Raw genomic sequence first — 24,730 nt, forward strand, 5'->3', positions numbered from 1 at the left:
CAAGAATAGAAAAGCGTTATACGCTTTTCTATTCAGTATTTTCTCGTGTTACTCCACCTGAAATGAGTTGGTAGCATGTATATTACTTCAAGGGAAAAATCAATCATAGAATTGATCATAAAAACTTCAGGGAAACATACAGCCTTATCCATTGCGACACAATTGAATGTTAGTGTCCGGACGGTTCAACGCGATCTGAAGTCCATAGAAAAAATCCTGCAATCATTCGAGTTGCATTTAACACGCAATACACATGAGGGACTGTCCATCGACGGGAAGAATGAACAAGTCTTTCGGCTTGTACAGCACCTGATGGGCAACCATCCGATCGATCAAACGCCACAAGAAAGAAAGCTGCATCTTCTTTTAGCTTTACTGCAGGAAGAATCCTATAAAACTCAAGTTCTTGCGGGGGATCTCGGTATAAGCATTACGACTCTTACAACCTATTTGGACGAACTGACTGAATGGTTAAGGAATTTTAATATCGTGATTACCAGAAAAAGGGGAGTCGGAATAGAGCTTGCCGGCACCGAAGAAAATAAACGGAAAGCCCAGGCAGCCTATTTCTTGCACTTCTTTAATGAAGAGCTGATTGAAAGTTTATTTTTGCTGCAAGAAGGGAAATTTCCAGAAGCGAAAATCCTCGACTATTTTGATCCCGAATATCTTCTGGCTATCGACGGGGTGCTGAACTCAACTTTTAACAGTGCCCATTCCCGATTGGCGGATAGCGGGTATATAGGGTTAATTGTACATATTTATGTAACCCTGCAAAGGAATGAAAGCCAATATTTTTTGGAGAAGGACTTCAATAAAATAAACGAACTTTCCGATGAGAATAATCTCATGAATAAAATAGGCAAGGAACTCAGCGCCATGCTGGAAGTTTCTTTTACCATCGATGATATAAGCTACCTTGCAGCAGTCCTAAAAGGCTCCAAGCTTCATGCGGCGGATGCCGTTCCCTATGATAGTGTGCTGCTTGGACAGCTGATAAGAAACCTGATAAAAGATGTTTCAGCACAACTGCAAATCGATTTGACCAAGGATTTCCCATTGTATCAGGGGCTTCTTGCCCATATGGAACCATCACTTTTCCGGATCAAACAGGAAATGGGATTGTACAACCCCTTAACCGAAGATATTAAGCGAAAGTATCCGGTTCTCTTTTTGGCAGTGAAGACCAGTCTGGAAAAGGGATTCAAAGAAATAAAAGAATTTCCTGAAGATGAAATTGCCTTCATCGTCCTTCATTTCGGATCTGCATTAGTGCTGCGGGAGGAAGAAATATCAATTAGGGCACTCATCGTCTGCCCGACAGGTATCGGTACGTCGAAGATGCTTGCAAGCCGGATCAAAAAGGAAATCATCGAAATCGAGACGGTAGAAATCAAGACGATCAAAGACATCCAGCAGCAGGGCAGTCTGAAAAACTATGATGTGATCATTTCTACCGTCCGGCTTCCGTATATCGATAGTGATTATATCCTTGTATCCCCTCTTTTGAGTGAAGATAATATTTTGAACATCAGGAATTATTTAAGGAAGAATATCGAAAACTTCACGAAGAATAAGCGTTATGGCATTAAGTCAGCCGATAAGGATACCGTGACAAAAAAAGAGGATGGCGAACTGAAAGAAGTGCTGCAGGAATTGAAAGATGCCCAGCAGAGCATCGAGTCGATCATGGATAATTTCCGGTTTTATCGGCTGCCTAATCGGAAAGGACATCCAGAAATCATCGAAGAAATGGTGAGGATGGCTGAAACGGAAGAACTGCTGAAGGGTGCGGATGATGTGGTCAGATCCTTGAAGGAACGGGAAAAAAAGGGCGGTTTAGGCATTCCGGGCACGGGGATGGGCCTTTTCCATACGAGACAAAAGAATGTAAAAGAACTGATATTCCAGGTGGCTCACCTGGAGGAATATCGTCTGGTCAAAGGTATGGACGGCAATGACGTCCATATGAAAAATTTACTGCTGATGCTGGCACCTGAAGAATTGAGTGTGAAGCAGCAGGAAATCGTCAGCTTAATAAGTTCAAGCTTAATTGAAAGCAATGAATCCATCATGATTTTTTCATCTTCGGACGAAGAAATGATTAGAAGAAGGCTGGAAGCCATATTTTTGGATTATTTATATACTAACTTGATAAAGGGATGATTGTAATGAAACAAGCAGTACATTTCGGTGCAGGAAACATTGGAAGAGGATTTATCGGAGCACTTTTTTCACAATCTGGATATCATGTGACATTTGTAGATATAGCTGATCAAATCATCGATCAGTTAAATGATAAAAAGCAATATCAAGTCAAACTGGCCACTGATCAACAAGAATCAGTCACTGTGAAAAATGTTTCGGGTTTAAACAGTTTAAAGCAGGAAGAGGAAGTCATTAAAGCAATTTCCGAAGCAACCTACCTCACCACTGCTATCGGTCCCAATATTTTGCCTCATATCGCTCCTTTAATTGCAAAAGGATTGGCATCAAGAGTGAAGGAAACCGATGAAAAACTATATGTGATCGCTTGCGAAAACCAAATATCGGCAACAGACCTATTAGAAGGCTACATTCTGGAAAACCTGGATCAAGCCACAAAGGAAAAACTAGCCGATAAAGTCTACTTCTTTAACTCAGCAGTCGATCGCATCGTTCCTATCCAAAATAACGAAGGATCACTCGATGTTTTGGTGGAACCTTATTATGAATGGGTCGTTGAAACGAAGGAAAGCATACCTGCCGTTGAAGGGATGACCATTGTAAAAGAACTCGCCCCATTCATTGAGAGAAAACTGTTTACCGTTAATACAGGACATGCCGTCATTGCTTACCTCGGTTATCTTAAAAATAAAAAATCAACGATTGACCAGTCATTGGAAGACGCAGGCATTGTGGAGCAAGTTAAGAAAACCCTAGGGGAAACGGGTGCCTATTTAATAAAGCAATACGGCTTGGATGCAGGTGAGCATCAGCAGTATATCGAAAAAATCATTAATCGTTTTAAAAACTCCTACCTGAATGACTCGGTGAATAGAGTCGGACGTTCACCGCTGCGTAAACTCGGGCCAAACGACCGTCTCGTGCGCCCTGCCGTAGAAGCAAAGAAAGCCGGGCTTTCCTATACTAATCTGGCGAAAGCGATAGCGGCCGCTTTACTCTTTGATTTTAACGAAGATGAAGAAGCCCTTAAACTGCAAACGATGATCAAAGAACACGGTGTAGCTTCAGCACTTAAGGAAGTTAGCAGATTGGACGAAAATAGCGAAATCACCGAAGAAGTCATCAATCACTACAACAACTTGAAATAAAAGCCGAAGAACTCCTGAAATCCTTTTTCAGGAGTTTTTTACTTAATCAAAAAGCCAATCATCGAAGGAACAGGCATCCGATAATAAAACTCAAAAAAACCTTGTAAACAGTAATCATTACGTTTTATAATGGAAGACAGTCAAGACAAGAGAGAGTGTTTTAAAGTATAAATCGTAATCATTTTGATTTATTAGGTGAAAAGCACTGAAAGAATGGATTGAAAAAGGAGGGTTCGTGCAATAAATAGAGAATTTGGTGCATTTTTTTTATAATTTAGTCCTATTTCAAGAGATTTAGAGCTGTTATTCACGAATTTAGAGCAAACTCGTGAATTTGGAGCAAATACTCGTGAGATTGGAGCAAATACTCGTGAATTTGGAGGATTTACTCGTGAGATTGGAGCAAATACTCGTGAGTTTAGCACATTTACTCGTGAATGGATGTTTACTCTCGAGGAGGATTACATAGTTTGATTTAGGATAAGCAATCGGAGATGTGTTATGTCGTTTGTCATGATGGTAAAGCTGCAATATAAATCGTAATCAATACGATTTTAAAGCAGTTAATAAAAATAGTTGAGGTAATGGAGGAAATATATCGTGTTCAGAAAATGTAAATTGAGTTTTATTGTATGTTTATCAGTCTTTCTTTTGGCTGCTTGTTCCACCGAGTCTGCGAAGGATCAAGCGGGAGAGAAGAAGGAAGTGAACTTGCTTTTTAATTTTGCGACTAGCTCGCTTGATCCGAATGTTGATACTAGTTATGTGTCGCTTAGGGCTGGCATCACGGAGACATTGGTGCATCTCAATGATAAGGATTTGACCATCGAACCTTGGCTGGCGAAGAGCTGGGATAGCGAGGATGGTCAATTATGGAATTTTGAATTAAGGAAGGGTGTGACGTTTCAGAATGGAAAACCGATGGATGGCAAAGCGGTGAAGGCTTCCTTGGAGAGGGCGATGAAAGATAGTCCGGCGATCAAGAATGCTTTGCGCATTGAGTCGATTGAAGCGGACGGGAATGCGCTGACCATTAAGACGGAGGTTCCTTTTCCGGAGTTTCCTTCTGAATTGGTTCATCCAAATACATCTATTATTGATGTGAAGGAAAGTGACTATATAAACAAGCCGATAGGAACCGGGCCATTTGCCGTTTCGAAATTCATACCAGGTACGGCTGTTGATTTAATCCGATATGAGTCTTACTGGGATGGAGCCGCAAAGCTTGAGAGAGCCAGGTTTTCGTTTAATGAAGATGCCAATGCACGGTCTCTTGCCCTTGAATCGGGAGACGCTGATATTGTTTTCCGTCCGGAAGTGGAAAGCCTGGAAAATTTAGAGGCGAAAGATGGTGTGAAGGTTGAATCGACATCGACTTTCCGCGTACATCAAATGACGATGAATTTGGAACGTAAAGCATTGCAGGACATACACGTCCGGAAGGCGGTTGATGCCTTGATCGATCGTCCATCCATTGCGGAAACGATTTTACATGGTCATGCAGAAGTGGCGACGGGGCCATTCCCATCCACTTTCTCTTTTGCCCCGGATTATCCGAAAAAAGCGAATGGAATGGAAGCCGCTAAGGCGTTTCTTGATCAGGCGGGATATAAGAAAGTGGATGGTGTCATGCAAAAAGACGGTAAACCGTTAACGTTTACACTGCTTACATACAGTTCACGTGCCGACTTGCCGTTAATTGCCCAAGTTTTTCAATCGGATGCCGGTCAGTTGGGGATTGATGTGAATATCAAGCAAATAGAAATCCCTGAAGAGTATATGGCTTCCAATCGCGATTGGGATTTAACGACCTACAGCAATTTAACGGCTCCGAGAGGGGATGCCGGTTATTATTTAAATGCTACTTATCATCCAAAGGGTGCCTTGAACTTCAGTGGGGCTGATGATGATCGCCTGACGTCCCTGATTGATGAGCTGAACGTGACGGTCGGGCAGGAGGAGCGCTCGGATTTAGCTGAGGAGATTGCGATGTATGTGGATGAACAGGTGTATAATTCATTCATTTTACATCCGAATACACTTGTTGCTTATGACGCCGATAAAGTTAAAAACTGGATCACTTCGAGAAGCGAATACTACATGCTGACGAATGAATTGGATGTGAAGTGAATGTTTCGCATCTTAGTCCGCCGATTCATTGAGGTCGCGATTTTTGTTCTTGTGATTACATTCATTTCTTTCCTTTTTGTTAGGCTTGCTCCTGGCGACCCGGTTCTCTCGATACTTCAAGTGGATGATGTATCGGTCACAAACGAGCAAGTCAATGAGCTTCGTGAAGAATTAGGGTTCAATGATCCGCTGTTCGTGCAGTATGGCAATTGGTTTGCGGACTTTATCCGATTGGATTTCGGGCATTCCTACCTGACGAATCAGCCTGTGATGGAAATGATCATGAGCGGGCTGCCTGCAACACTTGAGCTGGCGGTTGGTGCATTGCTTGTCATGCTTGGTATAGCCATTCCGTTAGGTTCGCTTGCTGCCTTGTACAGGGGGAGCTGGATCGATCAATTCAGCCGGGCCGTTTCTTTATTGGGGGCAGCCATTCCCAGCTTTTGGCTGGGGCTGCTTTTGATAGATTTATTTGCGGTACGATGGGGAGCCCTTCCAACGATGGGCAGGGACGGGTTTCATTCTTTGATTCTGCCGTCGGTCACGCTGGGGCTGGCCATCACAAGTGTGTACGTCCGTTTGCTGCGTTCGAGTTTGATAGATTCCCTCAGTCATGATTTCATCAGGGCTGCCCGATCTAGGGGGATTTCAGAGATGCGGATATTCTTTGCCCATGCATTTCGTTATAGCTTGCCCCCGGTCATTACCGTTTTCGGGGTCAGCCTTGGCAGCCTGATCGGCGGTGTAGTCGTGATCGAAGTTATTTTTGCCTATCCGGGCATAGGTAAGATGGTAGTGGACTCGATTCGGTCGCGGGATTATCCAGTCATCCAAGGTTACCTGCTGGTGATGGCCATCATTGTATTCATGGTTAATAGTGCCGTGGATTTATCTTATCGCTATTTAAATCCGGAGCTAAGACTGAAGGAAAGGAAGCATGGAAAATGGAATTAGTTATCAAAGAAAAATCCAAAAGGCTCGGGAGAATGACCGTCCTATTTACGGTGATGGCGACAGTCCTTGCCGTTTTGGCTTACACCTTTCTTATTCTGAAACATGATCCGGCACTGGTCAATCTGGAAGAAAGGCTATGGCCGGCGAGCATGGAACATCCGTTAGGGACGGATCATCTAGGGCGTGATGTATTGACGCGCCTTCTGCTTGGTGCACAGCTGACGGTTGGCTACGGCCTCTTATCTTTGTTTGCCGCAGTTATCATCGGCGTCCCGTTCGGGATGATTGCCGGTTTTAAAGGAGGTCTGATCGATCGGATCTTCATGCGCATTGCCGACGCGTTTCTCGCCTTCCCAGATACGATCGTTGCCATTGTTCTTAGCGGTTTATTAGGACCGGGAATCGAAAATCTTCTGTTGGCGATCGTTCTGGTGAAATGGGTGAATTATGCCCGGCTTGTGCGAAGTACGGTGATCACCGAACGTCAGAAGGAATATGTCACAGTTGCTAAAATCAATGGATTAAGTTCATTTGGGATCATGCGGAAGCATCTATTTCCGCACCTTATCGGGAATGTGCTTGTCCTTTCTAGCCTCGATTTAGGAAAAATCATTTTGCTCATATCTTCCTTATCATATATCGGGCTCGGTGCGCAGCCGCCGGCACCGGAGTGGGGAGCCATGCTGAATGATGCCCGTCCATACTTTCAATCCAATATGTTGCTGATGATTTACCCAGGGCTCGCCATCGTATTTGTCGTCCTTCTAACCAACGTGCTCGGTGATTATTTGCGTGATGCATTCGATGTGAAAAAGGAGGTGGGATCATGAGCATTTTATCCGTGAGGCAGCTGCATATCATGGGAAAGCAAAATCATATCGTCAAGGATCTTTCATTAGATGTGCAGGAGGGTGAGTGGTTCGCACTTGTCGGACAAAGCGGGAGCGGCAAAAGCATGACGGCCATGGCAATATGTCAGCTGCTTGCACCCAATCTTCAAGCGAAGGGGGAAATATGGTACGGGGAAAAGAATTTATTAACCCTATCTTCCTCAGAAATCAGGAAGGTTCGCGGAAAGCGCCTGGCCTATATTTTTCAAGATTACCAGGGTTCATTCACACCGTTCCTTACCATCGGTCAGCATTTCGACGAATATCAGCGAACACATTTGAACCTTTCCAAAAAGGCAAGGAGGCAGCAAGCGGTCAATGCGCTCATATCGGTGGGCCTGAATGAAGATATCTACGGCAGATACCCTTTTCAATTAAGCGGCGGGCAGCTTCAACGCGTATCGATTTCAATGGCCCTGCTGCTTGAACCTGATATCTTGATAGCGGATGAACCGACCACAGCCTTGGACAGTGTATCTTCCTTTAAGGTTTTACAGCTATTATCAAAGCTCCAAAAAGAAACCGGATGTGCAATCTTGTTCATTACCCATGATTTACGTCATGTCAGGAAGTATGCGGACCGCATTGCGGTCATGAAAGACGGGGCCATCATAGAGACCGGTGATAAAAATCAGGTATTGAATCATCCACAGCATGCTTATACGAATGAACTGATTCAATCATCGCCATCATTGAGGAGAATTCCATTTAAGCTTGAAGGAGTGTCAGGATGAGTTTATTAGACGTGCGAAATGTCCATAAAAGCTATGATAACGGAGTGGAAATACTAAGGAACGTGAATTTTAGCATGGAAAGGAAGGAATGCCTCGGGTTAGTGGGGGAGAGCGGCTGCGGAAAAAGCACACTGGCAAGACTCATCCTTCAGATTGAATCTTTTGACAAGGGCAGCATCCTATTTGAAGGGACCGAGCTGCAAAACAAAAGTGAACGCAGTTTGAAACCGTATCGGAAGAACATCCAGGCCGTTTTGCAAAATCCTGCATCGGCTTTGAATCCAAAACTAAGGATAAAGGATTCACTAATGGATCCATATCTTCAATTTGGCAGCCTGGTCAATTTGAAATATTTTACGTATACAAGTGAAGCGAACTTTATCGGACAGCTCCTGGAAACGGTGGAGCTTCCAAGGAGTTTTGCGGAACGTTACCCGCATGAGCTAAGCGGCGGACAAAAGCAGCGGGTGACCATTGCACGTGCAATCAGCATCGAACCGGCCCTCATTATATTGGATGAACCGGCTTCAAGCCTGGACGTGCTGTCCCAAGCGGCGGTGCTGAAATTGTTAGGCGGGCTGCGGGAGACTTTGGACACCTCCTACCTTTTTATTTCTCATGATCTATCGGCTGTACAGGAGATGAGCCAACGGATCATGGTGATGAAAGGGGGTGTTATTGTGGATTCATTCGAAAAAGAACAGCTTTTTTGCAGCGATCGCCATTCATACACAAAAGAACTGATTTCGATGTTTGAATAATGAAGTTCGGGTTTTAAATCGTAATGATTTCGATTAAGTTGCAGTTTGATACTTAAGGAGGAAGTAAGGTGAACCATCGATCATATTTGGCCTTGGCCATTCCTCTGACCATATCGACGATAACGACGCCATTGATAGGCGCGGTGGACACCGCTGTTGTGGGTCAGTTGCCAAACCCAGCTTATTTAGGCGGCGTAGCTATAGGTACGGTTATTTTCAATACCTTACATTGGCTGTTTGGTTTTTTACGTGTGAGCACTTCGGGATTTGCTGCACAAGCACTTGGGGCAAACGACGGAAAGCAAGTCTTTTTAGCCTTTTTAAGGCCGTTTATACTGGCGATTGTTGCAGGGATAGGTTTCATCCTGCTTCAGGGGCCAATTGAACAGGTTTCCTTAACACTGATGAATCCCGATGCTGATGTTCGAAGATATGCGGCTGAATACTTCAGCATTCGAATATGGGGAATCCCATTCACCTTAATGAATTACGTCATATTGGGATGGCTGATGGGGATGTCCAAGATCAAGGTTTCGCTAGTTTTACAGGTGTTCATGAACCTGATGAACATTGCCTTGGATTTCCTATTTGTTCATGGATTCCAGTGGGGTGTGCCAGGGGTAGCGATAGCGACCCTCATTTCGGAAGTGACGGCCTTTTTCATTGGACTGATCATTATTGTGAAAGCTTCGCCGCATCGAATGGAAATGCCCCCGTTGAAAGAGATGTTCGATCCTTCATCCATTAAGAAAATGATGTCGGTGAATCGGGATTTATTCATCAGGACGCTTTGCCTGTTGGCAGTTTTTAATATCTTCACGGCAAAGGGGGCCTCATATGGGACGGAGATATTGGCGGCGAATGCCGTACTCATCCAAATTCACTATATGATGGCTTACTTCTTTGACGGTCTCGCAAATGCTTCAAGCATCCTTGTTGGGAAAGCGATTGGTGCGAGAGATAAGCACTTATATAAGAAGACCCTGATCCTGTCGTTGCAATGGGGTGTTCTGTCCTCCCTGGTGCTCGCTATCAGTTACTATTTATGCGCTGATGCCATCCTAGCGCTTTTCACAAGGATACCAAGTGTCATTGAGCTGGCAAAGATTTATGGAATCTGGCTTATTTTGTTTCCTTTAACGGCCAGCGTAGGCATCGTTTTCTACGGTGTTTTTACTGGGGCAACAGAAGCTGCCCCGATTCGTAACTCGATGATTTATTCCTTGATTGCCTTTGTGATAACACTTTATATTTTTGTCCCGGCCTATCAAAATCATGCATTATGGCTGGCCTTTACTGTATTCAGCCTAGGACGTTCGGTATTTTTGGCATTGTATATACCACGGTTAAGCGAAAAAATATTTTCAAATAGGAGTGTGCGCCTTGAAAACGATCAAATGGTCTAGATACCAGGAAAAAATCATTCATACATATATGGATACTTATAAAATTTTACTAGAAGAAGATGATTTATCACCAAATAACGAAATCATCAATCGCGTTTTAACCGAACTGGTTTCTATGATATCGAAACCTTTGGACCAGCATGTGGCAGAAGAAATTCTTAACCATGATGAAATCCGATCGATTCGGGATACCATGCTTGAAAAGCTGACGATTGCTGAAACATTGATGGAGGATCATTATGCCAAATTATTTGTTGGCAGTGTGAACTCCCTGGATGACTTCCGTTCTTTCATTTATTGGGATAACTACAAAGAACTGATTCAAACGGAAATCAATGAATTGAATAAGGTGAAAAATGATATTCGATCATTTGCATTTGTAGGGACGGGGCCTCTGCCTTTAAGTCCTTTGCTGCTTCAACGGGAGTTGGGTGCGAAAATGACATGTCTCGATATAGATGAACAAGCCCATTCACTTGGCCGGCGCATCGTCCAAGAACTGGATAAAGAAGGGGATTCAGACTATATCTTGAATGATGGCGCCCTTCATGACTACACGGGGTTCGATCTTGTATGGATTGCCAGCCTGGTTCCTAATAAAGAAGAAATAATGGAACGGATATATCAGACAAACCCTGATGCAACCGTCGCAATACGGTCGGTGGACGGCATTCATCAATTATTATATGAGCCCGTTGATGCAACAAAATTCAGTAAGGTGGCATGTGAGGAAGTCGGGAGAACCATTGCGGATTCCTTAATCATCAATTCAACCATTTATTACACATTTAAATAGTGGCACCATGGAACGAGTTGCTTCGGCAATTCGTTTTTATTTAGGGGAAAAAAGAAATTCCAATAAACTTACTTGACATTATAAGCTTATGAAAATATAATTACTTACATAAAGTAACCAACAAAAAGGAGAATTCATACATGAATAAAAATGATGCAGCCCAAGTTTTTTTAAGGGTGATATTAGGTCTTACTTTTTTCATTCACGGCGTTTCAAAGTTCCAAGGGGGCATAGGGAATACGGCGGGATTTTTTGATAGCCTTGGCATTCCTGGCTTCATGGCTTACATCGTTGCAGGAATCGAATTGATCGGAGGACTTGCGGTTATACTGGGTTTGGGAACACGAATCGTTTCCGTCCTACTTGCGGTCATTATGGCGGGGGCGATTTTCACGGCTAAATTACCTGCCGGTTTTCTAGGAAACGGGCAAGCGGCGGGTTACGAATTGGACTTGGCACTGCTTGCGATGTCTGTCTATCTAGCGTGTGCCAACCGCACGGTTCTTTCTATGGATAACGTGATTTTCAATAAAAAAGGGAAGTGACAATATGGAAAAATTTCATCAAAAACCAATTACATTTGTTGGCGAAGTGAGTATAAATGTTTTGGATTTGAATAAGGCCATTCTGTTTTATCAAGAAATCATCGGTCTTCAAGTATTGCAGAAAACCGTCCGGAAAGCTGTTTTGACGACAGACGGAAAAACCCCGTTGCTGACACTTGAGCAGCCTGCGGATGTGATTCCGAAAGAAGGGCGGACGACGGGCTTATATCACTTTGCCCTGTTGCTGCCGAGCCGTGCCGACTTATCGATTTTTTTACGCCATTTACTTCAAACGAAATATCCATTTGGAGCGGCGGATCATGAAGTGAGTGAAGCGCTGTACATTACCGATCCGGATGGAAATGGCATCGAAGTATACTCTGACCGGCCATCAGCTGATTGGAGATGGGCAGGCGGGGAGGTCGAAATGGGCACGGATCCGTTGGATGGGAATGACCTGCTGAAAGAAAGCGATGGTGAGTGGAGCAAACTGCCTGCAGGTACCTTGATGGGGCATATACATCTGCATGTAGCGGATTTACGTAAAACGGAGGAGTTTTACATGCAAGGTCTTGGGTTTACCGTCGTGAATCGATATGGAGGAGCGCTCTTTACTTCAACCGGCGGATATCATCATCACATCGGATTGAACACATGGAATGGCGTTGGTGCCCCTGCCCCGAAGGAAAATAGTGTGGGGCTAAACTGGTATACACTCGTTTATGCAGATGAAGAAGCGAGAAACAAAGTAACAGAGCAACTGGAAGGAATCGGGGCTGTCGTCACGGAAAAAGAAGGGTTTTTCACTGTAACAGATCCATCAGGCAATGAGATTCATTTAGTCGTCTAAACGATAAGAATAATATAGAAAGCAATGGTGAGAGGATAATGGGATTCTTAAGCAGATTATTTGGAAATAAAGAAGCCGCGGCAGAAGAGAACGGGAAAATGACAAAAGTATTATTCGTGAAAGTGAACGATCGTCCAGCTGATCAGGCAATCAGCTCGAAAATGTATGACACATTCATACAAACATATAAAGAGACACACCGTGCGGATGAAGTGACCGAGCTGGATTTATTTAAAGAAGACCTTCCTTACTATGGAAATACGGCGATTACCGGACTATATAAACGCAACCAAGGTCTTGAACTGACAGCTGAAGAGGAAAATGCCGCAAAACTGGTTGACCAATATTTAAATCAATTCATGGCCATGGATAAAGTGGTATTCGCTTTCCCTCTATGGAACTCAACGGTTCCTGCACCGTTAATCACCTATCTTTCTTATTTGGCACAAGCCGGTAAAATGTTCAATTATACGGCGGAAGGTCCTGTCGGGTATGCTGGAGATAAAAAAGTCATGCTATTGAATGCCCGCGGTTCTGATTATGCATTAGAAGGAATGGCATCCGCTGAAATGGCCGTGAGTTTAGTGAAAAATATCATTAGCCTATGGGGTATCAACATTCCGGAGACCGTGGTCATTGAAGGCCATAATCAGTATCCGGATCGGTCACAAAAAATCATCGCGGATGGTTTGGAAAACGTTGCAAAAGCGGCTGAAGCATTCTGATTGCAAAGCGAAAAGAATAGCAGGCAAAGAAAGGCCTCCATATCAATGGGGGCCTTTCTTTGCCTGCAGTTTTTTATTTGAAAAACAATTCAGCTGATTTCAGAAATCCGCTCCCTTTCCGCCGACTGTCTGCCAAGCCTCCTCACCGCAAGCGGCTGTGGGGTCTCGGCTAGCCAGTTTTTCGGCAGGAGTGTCGCAATTTTCTTCCATCCAATGAGGATTACAGGTGAAAAACTTAAAAGATAAACTAGTCTTAAATATAAGTTGGGATGAGACCAGCCTTCAGTTTTTTCTAGAAAACAATTCAGCTGATTTCAGAAATCCGCTCCCTTTCCGCCGACTGTCTGCCAAGCCGCATCAAAGCAAGCGTCTCCGGGGTCTCGGCTAGCCAGTTATTCGGCAGGAGTGTCGCATATTTCTTCAATGAGGGTTAATCCCATATAAATGAATACAAAATCATGGAGTAATACCAACTCTTGTTTTTAATTCATTGTAATCATTTCCTCGGTAAATTCTTGTTAGGGATTCGGAATGTGACCAACCTACAGTTTTTATAAAAAACATTCCATTTGATTGGAGCGGGTGTTCGAGACTCCTGCGGGAAAAGCGAGTCCAAGGGAGACCCCACAGGCGCAAGGAGCGCCGAGGAGGCTCCCGGACCGCCCGCGGAAAGCGAGTGCCTGGAGTGGAAATCAACTTCCTGAACCCGTTCCCTTTCCGCCGGTAAACAAAAGGCCCTCCATATAAATGGGGGCCTTCTTTGTGCAGGGATGATTTTTATTTGACCTGATACTTTTTCAAACGGTATTGAAGGCTTTGGCGGCTAATATTCAGGGCCTTGGCTGCTTGGGAGATATTCATGCCATGTTCCTTCAATATCTTCTCCAAGTATTGCTTTTCAGTATTGGCGATATAATCATCAAGAGATAAGGTCGACTCCTGTAAATCTCCATTTGCATGAGTCTCTTTTCTTCCGGGATGAATGTCTTCCAAATGGGCTTTCTTCCTAAATAGGGCCGGAAGGTGGGTGATGGCAATCTTTGTATCGCCAGGTTCCATTAAATTCATGGCCCCCTCAATGATATGTTCAAGTTCCCTTACGTTCCCGGGCCAGTCGTAATCATAAAAAAGCGAGTAGACTTCTTCGCTGATCCCTTCAATATTCAATTCGAACAGCGCATTGAATTTCTCAATGAAGGATTGCGCCAGCAAAGGAATATCCTCTTTCCGTTCACGAAGAGGCGGAATGAATAACGAAACGACACTTAAACGGTAGTATAAGTCCTTTCGTAAATGGTCATTTGAAATGGCATCTATCGGATCTTCATTTATCGTTGCAATGACCCTAACGTCAATTTGTTTATCCTTAGTATCCCCAACACGGCGAATCGTCCTTTCTTGAAGGGCCCGTAATAATTTCGCTTGCATGTTCGGATTTAATGAGTTGATTTCATCTAGCAGGATGGTACCGCCCTGTGCCTGTTCGAATAATCCAGGCCGTTCGATCGATCCGGTGAAGGCGCCTTTCTTTGTGCCGAAGAGTATTCCTTCAATTAGACTGTCTGGCAGGGCAGCACAGTTTTGGCTGATGAAAGGTTGTGTCGAACGGCTGCTGCCATTATGGATGCTTTGGGCGAAGAGCTCTTTTCCGGTGCCCGTTTCCCCAACGATGAGGATGGAGGATGCCGTCCTGGTCGAGCGCTTGCACTTTTCTATGACTTCCAGGAAATTTTCACTCGTTCCGATGATGCTGTCAAAGGTGTATTTGGTATCGCCCTTATTCAATATATTATCTTTAATGATTCTTTCCAGATTCGTTATATCCTTTGCCACTTCAATGGCCCCGATGATATTTTGCTTTTGATCTAAAATCGGAAACGTATTATTGATTGTTGTAATTTCCTGACCAAGATTATTGAAGTAAGTCTGCTTCGAGTTCTCGGTTGTCTTCCCCGAATGAAGTGCCCTTATTAATGTACTCTCCGTTTCTTCCTTGAATTTAAAGATTTCGTGAATCTTCTTCCCTAACACTTCTTCTGAATCCATTCCTTCGATTTCTGCCATTTTCTTGTTATATACAATCGTCCGCCCCTTTATATCGATTATATGTATCCCTGTATCGATTACATCCACAAGCGAATAGAGGATGGATTGGAAACCATCTATTTTAATGATTTGATCTAAATTCATGAATGCCTCCCGTTTTTCTTCTTTTCTTAGAGCTATTGTAGAGGAATTGAAGCAAAGGCGCAAATAAAATTTGCACAGCAAGATTATTTTGCATTGAAGTGCAAAAATATTTTGCGGAAAAAGTGCGAAAATGCTGTTTTTTATGGTTTTTCTAGTTGGCATGAAATTTGCATTAATAAAAAGTGTAAGGTTTAAGCGACAAAAATAGGGATTAGAGCAAAAAAAAATGGCATACTATGTCAATTTTGCCCTTAAAGTGCTGAATTTCATTGCATTTTTCAAGAAAAAACATTATTTTTTCGAAAAAATGAAAAGTTGGCACGGAACTTGCTTGTTTAATAAGGGAGAAGTAAAAACATAAACTTAGGGAGATGAGACATAATGGTCCAAACATATAAACACGAACCATTTACTAATTTTAAAATCGAAGAAAACAATAAAGCTTTTCAAGCGGCATTGAATGATGTAGCTAAAGATCTAGGGAAGAAATATCCACTGATCATTAATGGTGAAAAAGTGTTTACTGATGAAGTCATTACCTCTGTAAACCCAGCAAATAAAGAAGAAGTTATCGGAACCGTATCCAAAGCGAATAAAGATCTTGCAGAGCAAGCGATGCAAGCGGCAGATAAGACATTCCAAACTTGGAGAAAAACGAAAGCGGAAGTGCGTGCAAACATTTTATTCAGGGCTGCAGCGATCGTTCGCAGAAGAAAACACTATTTCTCGGCTCTATTGGTTAAAGAAGCAGGGAAGCCTTGGAATGAGGCGGATGCAGATACAGCGGAAGCGATCGACTTCATGGAATACTATGCACGTCAAATGCTGAAGCTTAAAGACGGCATGCCAGTGGAAAGCCGTCCGATTGAACACAATGCTTTCAATTATATTCCGCTTGGTGTGGGTGTCATCATCTCACCTTGGAACTTCCCGTTTGCGATCATGGCAGGCATGACGACGGCTGCTCTTGTTTCAGGTAATACGGTCTTATTGAAACCGGCCAGTACAACACCGGTCATTGCAGCTAAATTCATCGAAGTGCTGGAAGAAGCGGGCATGCCTGCAGGAGTTGTGAACTTCATTCCAGGAAGCGGTGCCGAAGTAGGCGATTATTTAGTAGATCATCCTCGTACACGTTTCATCAGCTTTACCGGATCTCGTGATGTCGGTATCCGTATTTATGAACGTGCGGCAAAAGTACATGAAGGCCAAATCTGGTTAAAACGTGTCATCGCTGAAATGGGCGGTAAAGATACAATCGTTGTTGATAAAGAGGCTGATCTGGAATTGGCGGCACAATCAATCGTAGCTTCTGCATTCGGATTCTCCGGTCAAAAATGTTCTGCTTGTTCACGTGCTGTCATAGTGGAAGATGTATATGACCAAGTCTTGAATCGTGCCATTGAATTAACGAAAGAAAAAACGATCGGGGAACCAACAGATTTAAACAACTTCATGGGTCCGGTCATCGATCAAGCAGCTTTCGATAAAGTCATGAGCTACGTTGAAATCGGTAAAGAAGAAGGGAAAATCGTTACAGGGGGAGAAGGAGACAATTCAAAAGGTTTCTTCATCCAGCCAACCATCATTGCCGATGTGGATGAGAACGCACGTGTCATGAAAGAAGAGATCTTCGGACCGGTTGTTGCATTCTGTAAGGCAAAAGATTTCAATCATGCAATCGAGATTGCCAATAACACGGATTATGGATTAACGGGTGCAGTCATCTCTAACAACATTGAACATATCGAACAAGCGCGTGAGGATTTCCACGTAGGTAACTTGTACTTCAATCGCGGCTGTACTGGTGCCATTGTAGGATACCAGCCATTTGGCGGATTCAATATGTCAGGTACAGATTCAAAAGCGGGCGGTCCTGATTATTTAGTTCTTCATCTTCAAGGTAAAACAACATCTGAAACGCTATAAATTTTAGGGGGAATCAACATGACAACTTTAACGGAAAAATTAATCGAGCAAACAGAACAATATGGTGCAAACAATTATAATCCACTTCCAATCGTCATTTCGAAGGCAGAAGGAGTTTGGGTGGAAGATCCTGAAGGCAACAAATATATGGATATGCTTAGTGCCTATTCAGCAGTGAACCAAGGCCACAGGCATCCGAAAATCATCGACGAATTAAAAAAACAAGCCGATCGCGTAACATTGACATCCCGTGCATTCCATAGTGATAAATTGGGACCATGGTATGAAATGGTTTCACGCATTACGCAAAAAGACATGGCACTGCCTATGAATACAGGTGCTGAAGCCGTTGAAACAGCCATCAAAGCTGTTAGACGCTGGGGTTATGATGTTAAGGGAATTGCAGAAAACCAAGCTGAAATCATTGCTTGTATCGGGAACTTCCATGGCCGTACGATGGCAGCCGTGTCCTTGTCATCCGATGATGAATACAGAAGGGGCTTTGGACCGATGCTGCCAGGGATCAAGCTTATCCCTTACGGCGATCTTGATGCATTGAAAGAAGCGATTACACCGCAAACGGCTGGATTTTTAATCGAACCGATTCAAGGTGAAGCGGGAATCATCATTCCGCCACAAGGATTCTTAAAAGAAGCTTACGACTTATGTAAAGAAAATAATGTCCTATTCGTTTCTGATGAAATTCAGTCAGGACTTGGACGTTCAGGAAAAATGTTCGCCTCTGACTGGGATGGAGTAGTTCCCGATATGTACATTTTAGGTAAAGCGCTGGGCGGCGGGGTTTTCCCAATCTCTTGCGTAGCTGCGAACCGTGAAATCCTTGGCGTATTCAATCCTGGTTCCCATGGTTCTACATTCGGCGGCAATCCATTGGCATGTGCGGTTTCTATCGCTTCATTGGAAGTCCTTGAAGAAGAGAAGCTTGCGGAACGTTCATTGGAGCTTGGACAATACTTTATGGATAGTTTAAAAGAAATCAAGAATCCAATGATTAAAGACATCCGCGGCCGAGGCTTATTCATCGGAGTCGAACTAACAGAAGCAGCAAGACCATATTGTGAGCAGCTTAAAGAAGAAAAACTGCTATGTAAAGAAACACATGATACAGTTATCCGTTTTGCTCCGCCATTAGTGATTACTAAAGAAGACTTGGATTGGGCAATCGAACGCATTAAAAAAGTTTTATCCTAATATACCTATGAGGTGAATTCCATTGAGTACAACAATCAAAGAAGAAAAAGAAACTGCCAGCTTGCTTGATTCAACACAGGTCGTAATCAAGGAGGCGCTGGATAAGCTTGGCTATTCTGAAGAAGTGTTCGAGCTTTTGAAGGAACCTCTACGGATGCTTACCGTCCGGATTCCAATTAAGATGGATGACAATTCGACGAAGATTTTCACTGGATACCGTGCCCAGCACAACGATGCTGTCGGTCCGACGAAAGGCGGAATCCGTTTTCATCCTGAAGTCGATGAGGAAGAAGTCAAGGCACTTTCAATGTGGATGAGTTTGAAATGCGGAATCGTGAATCTGCCATATGGCGGAGGAAAAGGCGGCATCATCTGTGATCCGCGCCAAATGTCAATCGGTGAATTGGAAAGGCTTAGCCGTGGATACGTTCGGGCAATCAGCCAAATAGTGGGGCCGACTAAAGATATCCCGGCCCCGGATGTTTATACGAATTCACAAATCATGGCATGGATGATGGACGAGTACAGTAGAATAAGAGAACACGATTCTCCTGGTTTCATTACAGGTAAGCCACTGGTACTGGGCGGTTCACACGGCAGGGAAAAGGCGACTGCACAAGGTGTCACCATCTGTATCGAGGAAGCGGCAAAGCGTAAGGGCATAGAATTGAAAGGTGCACGCATCATCGTCCAAGGGTTTGGGAATGCAGGAAGCTTTTTGGCCAAATTCATGCATGATGCAGGTGCGAAAGTGATTGGCATATCGGACGCATATGGTGCCATCTATAAACCTGAGGGTCTGGATATCGATTACTTACTTGATAAAAGGGATAGCTTTGGAACGGTAACGACACTATTCGATCATACAATCACCAACCAGGAGCTTCTTGAACAAGATTGTGATATTTTAGTGCCTGCTGCCATTTCCAATCAAATCACCAAAGAAAATGCACATCTTATCAAAGCCCAAATTGTCGTCGAGGCCGCGAATGGACCTACCACATTGGAGGCAACCAAGATCTTGACGGAACGCAATGTGCTTCTAGTACCTGATGTATTGGCAAGTTCAGGCGGTGTGACAGTTTCTTACTTCGAATGGGTTCAAAATAATCAAGGTTATTATTGGGAAGATGAAGAGGTCCAAACCAAATTAAAAGCGTTATTGGTCAACTCATTTAATCAAATATATGAAATGTCCGAGACGAGAAAAGTGGATATGAGGCTGGCAGCGTATATGGTGGGTGTCAGAAAAATGGCAGAAGCCTCGATATTCCGCGGCTGGGTATAAGCTATAGCCTAATAATGGGGAGTGGAGGAGTGATTCCGTGTTAAAACCGATTCATACCATCGAGTGTGCTCAAGATGGGACCGTCGAACAAGTTTACGTTCAAAAGGATTCCTATGTTTATGAATGGGAAAGGCTCTTTTTAGTGAAGACGGAAGATGGGAAATTGATTGATGTTTCAATAGGTGCCAGTGGTCACATTACTGAAATTAATGTTTCGGCAGGGGATCCTATTAATAGAAAGCTTCCTTTAGCTTTGCTCCAAGACGATTTTGTTATAACTGGCTCTGATTGATTATAGGAAAAAGGGTGTTCCAAAGGCGGAAGCGATTTCTGCTTTGGGATGCTCTTTTTTTTGTTGTGATCATTTATAAGGCAGTGACAAAGCCAGGAAAAAGTTTGAAAAGAAAACACGATGAGGGCTCGATCGTGGTGAGAAGAACATGAAGGACAATCCCACTTACGAAGATTCATCCCACACTTCAATCAGATCGTAAGGTCGATAAGTGGTGGGTAGTTCAACCATGCTGTTCGAAAGATTTTGGAATAGATTAAATGAGTGGCCCGGTCTACCTGGGAAAAGGAAAAAAGAACTAGATTAACATAAGGACTTTTAACCAAGATAAATACATGCTCCTTCGCTGGCCATACGTCATAACAGGGTATGGTTCCGCGAAGGTATTTTTGATTTGGAAGGGCATATTGTCTTATTCCCTTTCATAAACTTTTACAAGCCAGTACCAAGGCAAGAAAGGAGTGGATCATGGTTGCTCGAAACCAGTTGACTCTATCCGTGTGCGCTTTCTAGGAATTTAAGCCCACGACCAGAAGCTAGTATGCTAAAATGTAAATTGAGATTTATACATCAAATAAATAGTGGTTTTTCTGAATCTAACCATATTTACATTCAGAATTCCGCCGTTTAAAGAGGGGAGTTAAATCAGAGTATGAGAATCTCAGAATTAAAGAGGAAAGCCCTTCAGTCGTTGGGAGGTAAATGGGGAGTAACTGTTTCGCTTATGTTGCTGTTGTTCTTGATCAACCTCATTTTTCCTTTAATTGTCGAAGTGATCGGAAGCGGTGGGTTTTCAGAATGGCTCATGCAGGAAGATACACCGTTATGGTCCGATATCTTCAGCATGGTCTTTTCCATTGCCTTAATCCCGCTTACCATTTCAACCACTTGGTTCTACCTGAATTTAGTTAGGGAAGGGAATCCTGGCATTCCAGAAGTGTTCGCTATCTATAAAGATGGAAAAACCTCTTTCAAGCTTATTGGGGCATCCATCTTACAAGCAATTTTCATTTTTTTATGGTCATTATTATTAATCATCCCGGGTATCATCAAGGCCATCGCTTATTCGCAGCAGTTTTTCTTATTGAAGGATCATCCTGAATACACGGTGCTTGAAGCCATTACAGAGAGCAAAAAAAGAATGAAGGGCTTGAAATGGAAGTATTTCCTTATGCACCTAAGCTTCATCGGGTGGGGCATCCTTTGCATGTTCACACTGGGAATTGGTTTACTATGGTTGATTCCTTATGCAGGAACAACAACGGCTGCATTCTATGAAGAATTGATTGTGCCTCAAGAGGATACTGACGATGATCAACAAATAGAGGGATAAAAGACTAACCGATAGCATATGGCTATCGTTCAGACTGTAGACAAACTCGATTTCGATTTTAATCGAGTTTGTCTACAGTCTTTTTATGGCGTTGATTTCTTCTCCAATCAGCTTTGTTATAAAAATTAGTTAGAAACCATACCTGATGAGTTGAAGGTGTTGATTTGGGAACATCATTTGATCAATTTGTCTACAAACAGCAATCGGTAGTAAAAGGCTATCGGTTTTTTATTCCCGATTCTCCTTAAAAAGGTTAAATTGTTCATTTTGCCTGGTGTATAATAGAATATTGAGAATGCCATTTAGGGGGATTACATAGTGAGTGGGTATAATATTGCGGATCTGGTATACCAATTGTTTTGCCTTTTATTTCTAATCCTGATCATCGTTGGGACCGTATCCCTTTTCCGTTCCATCAAGCACCGTAAAACCAGACTGGATATCATGGAAAAGAAAATGGATGATTTGCATGAACTGATTAAAAGGGGAAAAAATTGACGGCGGCATCGTGCAGGCGTTCAAGCTGCAGGCAAACTCGAAGAAAAGCGAGTATGCCTGCAGTTTTTTTATTTAAACAGCTTGATTTCAGAAATAATATTTAATCCTATATAAAAGTGTGAAAAAGTCTAGCCTTATTGTAAATCATGGTTATCACCTTGTGATAGCTAGATGGGCATTCGCCAGGAGACCATTCCGAATCCTATGTTGCCTGTAGTTTTTATTAATTGAAAAACGTTCCAAGAAACGTGATCCACAAACTCAAGCAATTATAAAATAATCTATACTGAAATAACTTAGTGGAAAGCACTGTCTCCAAATTTGGAAAAAGAGGATTGGATTTCAGCATCAATTGAGAGACATAAAAAAATAGAAAAAGAAAGGGAATTGTCAAAAATAAGCAGTTTTACATAGGGGCGTCGGGGTTGTGGGGCAAATTTCACGTAAGGCCGCTGGTATGGAAGATGCATGGTTTGTTGCGGTCTTTTACCCTATAATGGAATAGATGTGTATTTAAGGATTTGGTGAAAAAATCTATCAGGAATGCTCGACCCTATAACAAATCGGCGGAGTTGGAGAATGCTTCACATTCGGTCCTTTTGTTAGGTAACTTTTGAGAAGTGGGAGGAGTCGGTATCATGAAAGAAGTTATTGCAGTAAAAGAAATTACTAGGTTTAAAACAAGGACGGAGGAATTTAGCCCGTACGCTTGGTGTAAAAGGATGTTAGAAAATGACCCTGTGAGTTATCACGAAGGAACGGATACGTGGAATGTCTTTAAATATGAAGATGTGAAGCGGGTTCTCAGTGATTATAAACATTTTTCAAGTGTACGGAAACGGACCACCATATCGGTTGGAACGGATAGTGAGGAAGGTTCTGTGCCTGAAAAAATCCAAATCACTGAATCGGATCCACCTGATCATAGAAAACGCCGTTCACTGCTGGCAGCAGCATTCACACCTAGAAGTCTTCAAAACTGGGAACCTCGCATTCAGGAAATTGCAGATGAATTGATTGGACAAATGGATGAGGGAACGGAAATCGATATTGTGGCATCATTGGCAAGTCCGCTTCCGATCATTGTCATGGCCGATTTGATGGGCGTTCCCTCGAAAGATCGTTTATTGTTTAAGAAATGGGTGGATACCTTATTTCTTCCTTTTGATAGAGAAAAACAAGAAGAAGTAGATAAATTGAAGCAAGTGGCAGCAAAAGAATACTATCAGTATTTGTATCCGATTGTTGTGCAAAAACGATTGAACCCGGCGGATGATATCATCTCAGATCTATTGAAGTCAGAAGTGGATGGGGAAATGTTTACGGATGATGAGGTCGTCCGGACGACCATGCTGATTTTAGGTGCAGGAGTCGAGACAACCAGTCATTTATTGGCCAATAGCTTTTATTCCCTACTATATGATGACAAAGAAGTTTATCAAGAGTTACATGAACACCTGGATTTAGTTCCGCAGGCGGTCGAAGAAATGCTCCGTTTCCGATTCAATCTTATTAAATTGGATCGGACTGTAAAGGAAGATAACGATCTATTGGGAGTGGAATTGAAAGAAGGGGATAACGTGGTTGTTTGGATGAGTGCAGCTAATATGGACGAAGAAATGTTTGAAGACCCCTTCACACTTAATATCCACCGCCCTAATAATAAGAAACATCTCACATTCGGTAATGGCCCTCATTTCTGCCTTGGAGCGCCGCTTGCCAGGCTGGAAGCGAAGATTGCGCTTACTGCATTCCTGAAGAAATTCAAGCATATTGAAGCGGTGCCATCGTTCCAGTTAGAAGAGAATCTTACCGATTCAGCGACAGGGCAAACATTGACATCACTACCGCTTAAGGCAAGCCGCATGTAAAAAACGAAAAACCTTGTGCCCTAACCTGCATAAGGTTTTTTTTCTTTTTGCATGTTGAATGGATGCGTTAAATATGTTCCTGCCACTCCTGAAACGTTCGGCAGGAAATCTTATAGTAACCTGAAGTTGAGGTGACAATGACGAATAGAGTAGTATGATAAAGTAGAAAATTTTGTGCCCAGGCATGTTCCCCGAATTACGTAGGCGGGCGATGAAGCAATTACACCCACCATGCAATGAAGAAGATATGATAAAATAGAAATTTCCAGATGAAACAGTTTTAATAAGTGAAAGGATGTTATTATGAAATTAAAGCAGCAATTAACCATTGCCTTTATAATAAGTGTACTTTCTTTAATCGGGTTCAGTTTCATGGCATTTACAATAAGTGCAAATGAATACCTGAAATTTGATGAAGATGTGATTTCCTTGGTGCAGGGAATTGAGTCCCCTCTGCTGACGGACATCATGAAGTTCTTTACTTACATAGGTTCAACCGCTTCACTGATCATCCTTTCCTTGGTCATTTTGTTTTTCTTATATAGGGTTTTGAAGCATCGTTTGGAACTAGTCTTATTCACTGCAGTCATCGTGGGTTCACCTCTTCTCAATTTGATGGTTAAGCTATTCTTTCAACGCGCCCGACCCGATTTACATCGACTCATCGATATAGGGGGATACAGTTTCCCTAGTGGACATGCCATGAATGCATTTTCTTTATACGGTATTCTTACATTTCTGCTATGGCGTCACATTACGGCTAGGTGGGCAAGGATTCTCTTGATTCTTTTCAGCATGATGATGATCCTCTCGATAGGTATTAGCCGCATATACTTGGGGGTCCATTATCCTAGTGATATCATTGCCGGGTATTTGGCGGGCGGTTGTTGGATTGCGATTTCCATCTGGTTTTTCCAAAGGTACCAAGACCGGCGGAAGAACAAAGATCGTTAATAAAGGGAGCAAGGTTATTGCAAGATAAGCAGCCGGCAGGTAACAAGCCAGCTGTTGA

General features: G+C 43.0%; 21 protein-coding genes. 20 read left to right on the forward strand and 1 reads right to left on the reverse strand.

Annotation, left to right across the window (positions count from 1 at the left end; all coding sequences use genetic code 11):
• The first annotated feature begins 75 nt into the window (after window positions 1–75).
• The 12 genes from A6755_RS07765 to A6755_RS07820 all read left to right on the forward strand — a co-directional run bounded on the left by A6755_RS07765 (window position 76) and on the right by A6755_RS07820 (window position 13,105).
• The gene (locus A6755_RS07765) at window positions 76–2,166 is read left to right on the forward strand and encodes a BglG family transcription antiterminator (RefSeq protein WP_063590341.1); all 2,091 of its coding nucleotides are present in this window, start codon (window positions 76–78) and stop codon (window positions 2,164–2,166) included.
• A gap of 5 nt (window positions 2,167–2,171) precedes the next feature.
• Window positions 2,172–3,314, forward strand: coding sequence for a mannitol-1-phosphate 5-dehydrogenase (locus A6755_RS07770; RefSeq protein WP_063590342.1), 1,143 nt, complete (start codon window positions 2,172–2,174; stop codon window positions 3,312–3,314).
• A gap of 600 nt (window positions 3,315–3,914) precedes the next feature.
• A complete protein-coding gene (gene nikA, locus A6755_RS07775; RefSeq protein ID WP_063590343.1) occupies window positions 3,915–5,444 on the forward strand; it encodes a nickel ABC transporter substrate-binding protein in 1,530 nt (509 codons plus the stop codon).
• A complete protein-coding gene (gene nikB / locus A6755_RS07780) occupies window positions 5,445–6,398 on the forward strand; it encodes a nickel ABC transporter permease (protein WP_063590344.1) in 954 nt (317 codons plus the stop codon). It abuts the gene before it with no gap.
• Window positions 6,389–7,228, forward strand: coding sequence for a nickel transporter permease (gene nikC, locus A6755_RS07785; protein ID WP_063590345.1), 840 nt, complete (start codon window positions 6,389–6,391; stop codon window positions 7,226–7,228). The genes nikB and nikC overlap by 10 nt, the downstream gene beginning before the upstream one ends.
• Entirely contained in the window at window positions 7,225–8,022 is a 798-nt protein-coding gene (locus A6755_RS07790) for an ABC transporter ATP-binding protein (protein ID WP_063590346.1), read from the forward strand. The genes nikC and A6755_RS07790 overlap by 4 nt, the downstream gene beginning before the upstream one ends.
• Window positions 8,019–8,783, forward strand: coding sequence for an ABC transporter ATP-binding protein (locus A6755_RS07795; protein ID WP_063590347.1), 765 nt, complete (start codon window positions 8,019–8,021; stop codon window positions 8,781–8,783). Before A6755_RS07790 ends, A6755_RS07795 begins: the two co-directional genes overlap by 4 nt.
• A gap of 68 nt (window positions 8,784–8,851) precedes the next feature.
• Window positions 8,852–10,189: an MATE family efflux transporter gene (locus tag A6755_RS07800; RefSeq protein WP_063590348.1), complete on the forward strand. Its 1,338-nt coding sequence runs from the start codon at window positions 8,852–8,854 to the stop codon at window positions 10,187–10,189.
• Window positions 10,167–10,985 (forward strand): nicotianamine synthase family protein, encoded by an 819-nt coding sequence (locus A6755_RS07805; protein WP_244889651.1) that lies wholly within the window; start codon window positions 10,167–10,169, stop codon window positions 10,983–10,985. The genes A6755_RS07800 and A6755_RS07805 overlap by 23 nt, the downstream gene beginning before the upstream one ends.
• A 140-nt stretch (window positions 10,986–11,125) precedes the next feature.
• Window positions 11,126–11,530 (forward strand): DoxX family protein, encoded by a 405-nt coding sequence (locus A6755_RS07810; RefSeq protein ID WP_063590349.1) that lies wholly within the window; start codon window positions 11,126–11,128, stop codon window positions 11,528–11,530.
• Between the two features lie 4 nt (window positions 11,531–11,534).
• Window positions 11,535–12,380 (forward strand): VOC family protein, encoded by an 846-nt coding sequence (locus tag A6755_RS07815; RefSeq protein WP_063590350.1) that lies wholly within the window; start codon window positions 11,535–11,537, stop codon window positions 12,378–12,380.
• A gap of 38 nt (window positions 12,381–12,418) precedes the next feature.
• A complete protein-coding gene (locus tag A6755_RS07820) occupies window positions 12,419–13,105 on the forward strand; it encodes an FMN-dependent NADH-azoreductase (protein WP_063590351.1) in 687 nt (228 codons plus the stop codon).
• 777 nt (window positions 13,106–13,882) lie between these two features.
• Here A6755_RS07820 and A6755_RS07825 read toward each other — a convergent pair.
• On the reverse strand, window positions 13,883–15,295 hold the full coding sequence (locus A6755_RS07825; RefSeq protein ID WP_063590352.1) for a sigma-54 interaction domain-containing protein: 1,413 nt from the start codon (window positions 15,293–15,295) through the stop codon (window positions 13,883–13,885).
• Between the two features lie 381 nt (window positions 15,296–15,676).
• Between A6755_RS07825 and pruA the strand changes: the two genes are divergently transcribed.
• From pruA to A6755_RS07865, 8 genes are all read left to right on the forward strand, one after another.
• Window positions 15,677–17,224 (forward strand): L-glutamate gamma-semialdehyde dehydrogenase, encoded by a 1,548-nt coding sequence (gene pruA, locus A6755_RS07830; protein WP_063590353.1) that lies wholly within the window; start codon window positions 15,677–15,679, stop codon window positions 17,222–17,224.
• An 18-nt stretch (window positions 17,225–17,242) separates the two neighbouring features.
• Entirely contained in the window at window positions 17,243–18,436 is a 1,194-nt protein-coding gene (locus A6755_RS07835) for an ornithine--oxo-acid transaminase (RefSeq protein WP_034309472.1), read from the forward strand.
• A gap of 22 nt (window positions 18,437–18,458) precedes the next feature.
• Window positions 18,459–19,724, forward strand: coding sequence for a Glu/Leu/Phe/Val family dehydrogenase (locus tag A6755_RS07840; protein ID WP_048686806.1), 1,266 nt, complete (start codon window positions 18,459–18,461; stop codon window positions 19,722–19,724).
• A 37-nt stretch (window positions 19,725–19,761) separates the two neighbouring features.
• Window positions 19,762–20,016 carry a biotin/lipoyl attachment domain-containing protein gene (locus A6755_RS07845; RefSeq protein WP_048686804.1) on the forward strand — a complete coding sequence of 85 codons (255 nt, stop codon included), beginning with the start codon at window positions 19,762–19,764 and terminating at the stop codon, window positions 20,014–20,016.
• Between the two features lie 652 nt (window positions 20,017–20,668).
• Window positions 20,669–21,349 carry a DUF975 family protein gene (locus A6755_RS07850; RefSeq protein WP_063590354.1) on the forward strand — a complete coding sequence of 227 codons (681 nt, stop codon included), beginning with the start codon at window positions 20,669–20,671 and terminating at the stop codon, window positions 21,347–21,349.
• Window positions 21,350–21,667: 318 nt separating this feature from the next.
• The gene (locus tag A6755_RS07855; protein WP_034309467.1) at window positions 21,668–21,847 is read left to right on the forward strand and encodes a hypothetical protein; all 180 of its coding nucleotides are present in this window, start codon (window positions 21,668–21,670) and stop codon (window positions 21,845–21,847) included.
• A gap of 635 nt (window positions 21,848–22,482) precedes the next feature.
• Window positions 22,483–23,718, forward strand: a complete 1,236-nt coding sequence (locus A6755_RS07860; RefSeq protein WP_034311525.1) for a cytochrome P450 — start codon at window positions 22,483–22,485, stop codon at window positions 23,716–23,718.
• Window positions 23,719–24,021: 303 nt separating this feature from the next.
• Window positions 24,022–24,672 (forward strand): phosphatase PAP2 family protein, encoded by a 651-nt coding sequence (locus A6755_RS07865; protein ID WP_034309465.1) that lies wholly within the window; start codon window positions 24,022–24,024, stop codon window positions 24,670–24,672.
• Window positions 24,673–24,730 lie beyond the last annotated feature (58 nt).

Origin of the sequence: Peribacillus frigoritolerans, from assembly GCF_001636405.1 — a bacterium.
Classification (GTDB): Bacteria; Bacillota; Bacilli; order Bacillales; family DSM-1321; genus Peribacillus; species Peribacillus frigoritolerans.

Excerpts from the sequence above, each read along its gene's own strand:
- A6755_RS07815 (WP_063590350.1), top strand. The coding sequence starts at position 11,535 with ATGGAAAAATTTCATCAAAAACCAATTACATTTGTTGGCGAAGTGAGT.
- A6755_RS07865 (WP_034309465.1), top strand. The coding sequence starts at position 24,022 with ATGAAATTAAAGCAGCAATTAACCATTGCCTTTATAATAAGTGTACTT.
- A6755_RS07770 (WP_063590342.1), top strand. The coding sequence starts at position 2,172 with ATGAAACAAGCAGTACATTTCGGTGCAGGAAACATTGGAAGAGGATTT.
- A6755_RS07850 (WP_063590354.1), top strand. The coding sequence starts at position 20,669 with ATGAGAATCTCAGAATTAAAGAGGAAAGCCCTTCAGTCGTTGGGAGGT.
- A6755_RS07795 (WP_063590347.1), top strand. The coding sequence starts at position 8,019 with ATGAGTTTATTAGACGTGCGAAATGTCCATAAAAGCTATGATAACGGA.
- A6755_RS07835 (WP_034309472.1), top strand. The coding sequence starts at position 17,243 with ATGACAACTTTAACGGAAAAATTAATCGAGCAAACAGAACAATATGGT.
- A6755_RS07820 (WP_063590351.1), top strand. The coding sequence starts at position 12,419 with ATGGGATTCTTAAGCAGATTATTTGGAAATAAAGAAGCCGCGGCAGAA.
- A6755_RS07810 (WP_063590349.1), top strand. The coding sequence starts at position 11,126 with ATGAATAAAAATGATGCAGCCCAAGTTTTTTTAAGGGTGATATTAGGT.
- nikB (WP_063590344.1), top strand. The coding sequence starts at position 5,445 with ATGTTTCGCATCTTAGTCCGCCGATTCATTGAGGTCGCGATTTTTGTT.
- A6755_RS07825 (WP_063590352.1), bottom strand. The coding sequence starts at position 15,295 with ATGAATTTAGATCAAATCATTAAAATAGATGGTTTCCAATCCATCCTC.
- A6755_RS07790 (WP_063590346.1), top strand. The coding sequence starts at position 7,225 with ATGAGCATTTTATCCGTGAGGCAGCTGCATATCATGGGAAAGCAAAAT.
- nikC (WP_063590345.1), top strand. The coding sequence starts at position 6,389 with ATGGAATTAGTTATCAAAGAAAAATCCAAAAGGCTCGGGAGAATGACC.
- A6755_RS07765 (WP_063590341.1), top strand. The coding sequence starts at position 76 with ATGTATATTACTTCAAGGGAAAAATCAATCATAGAATTGATCATAAAA.
- pruA (WP_063590353.1), top strand. The coding sequence starts at position 15,677 with ATGGTCCAAACATATAAACACGAACCATTTACTAATTTTAAAATCGAA.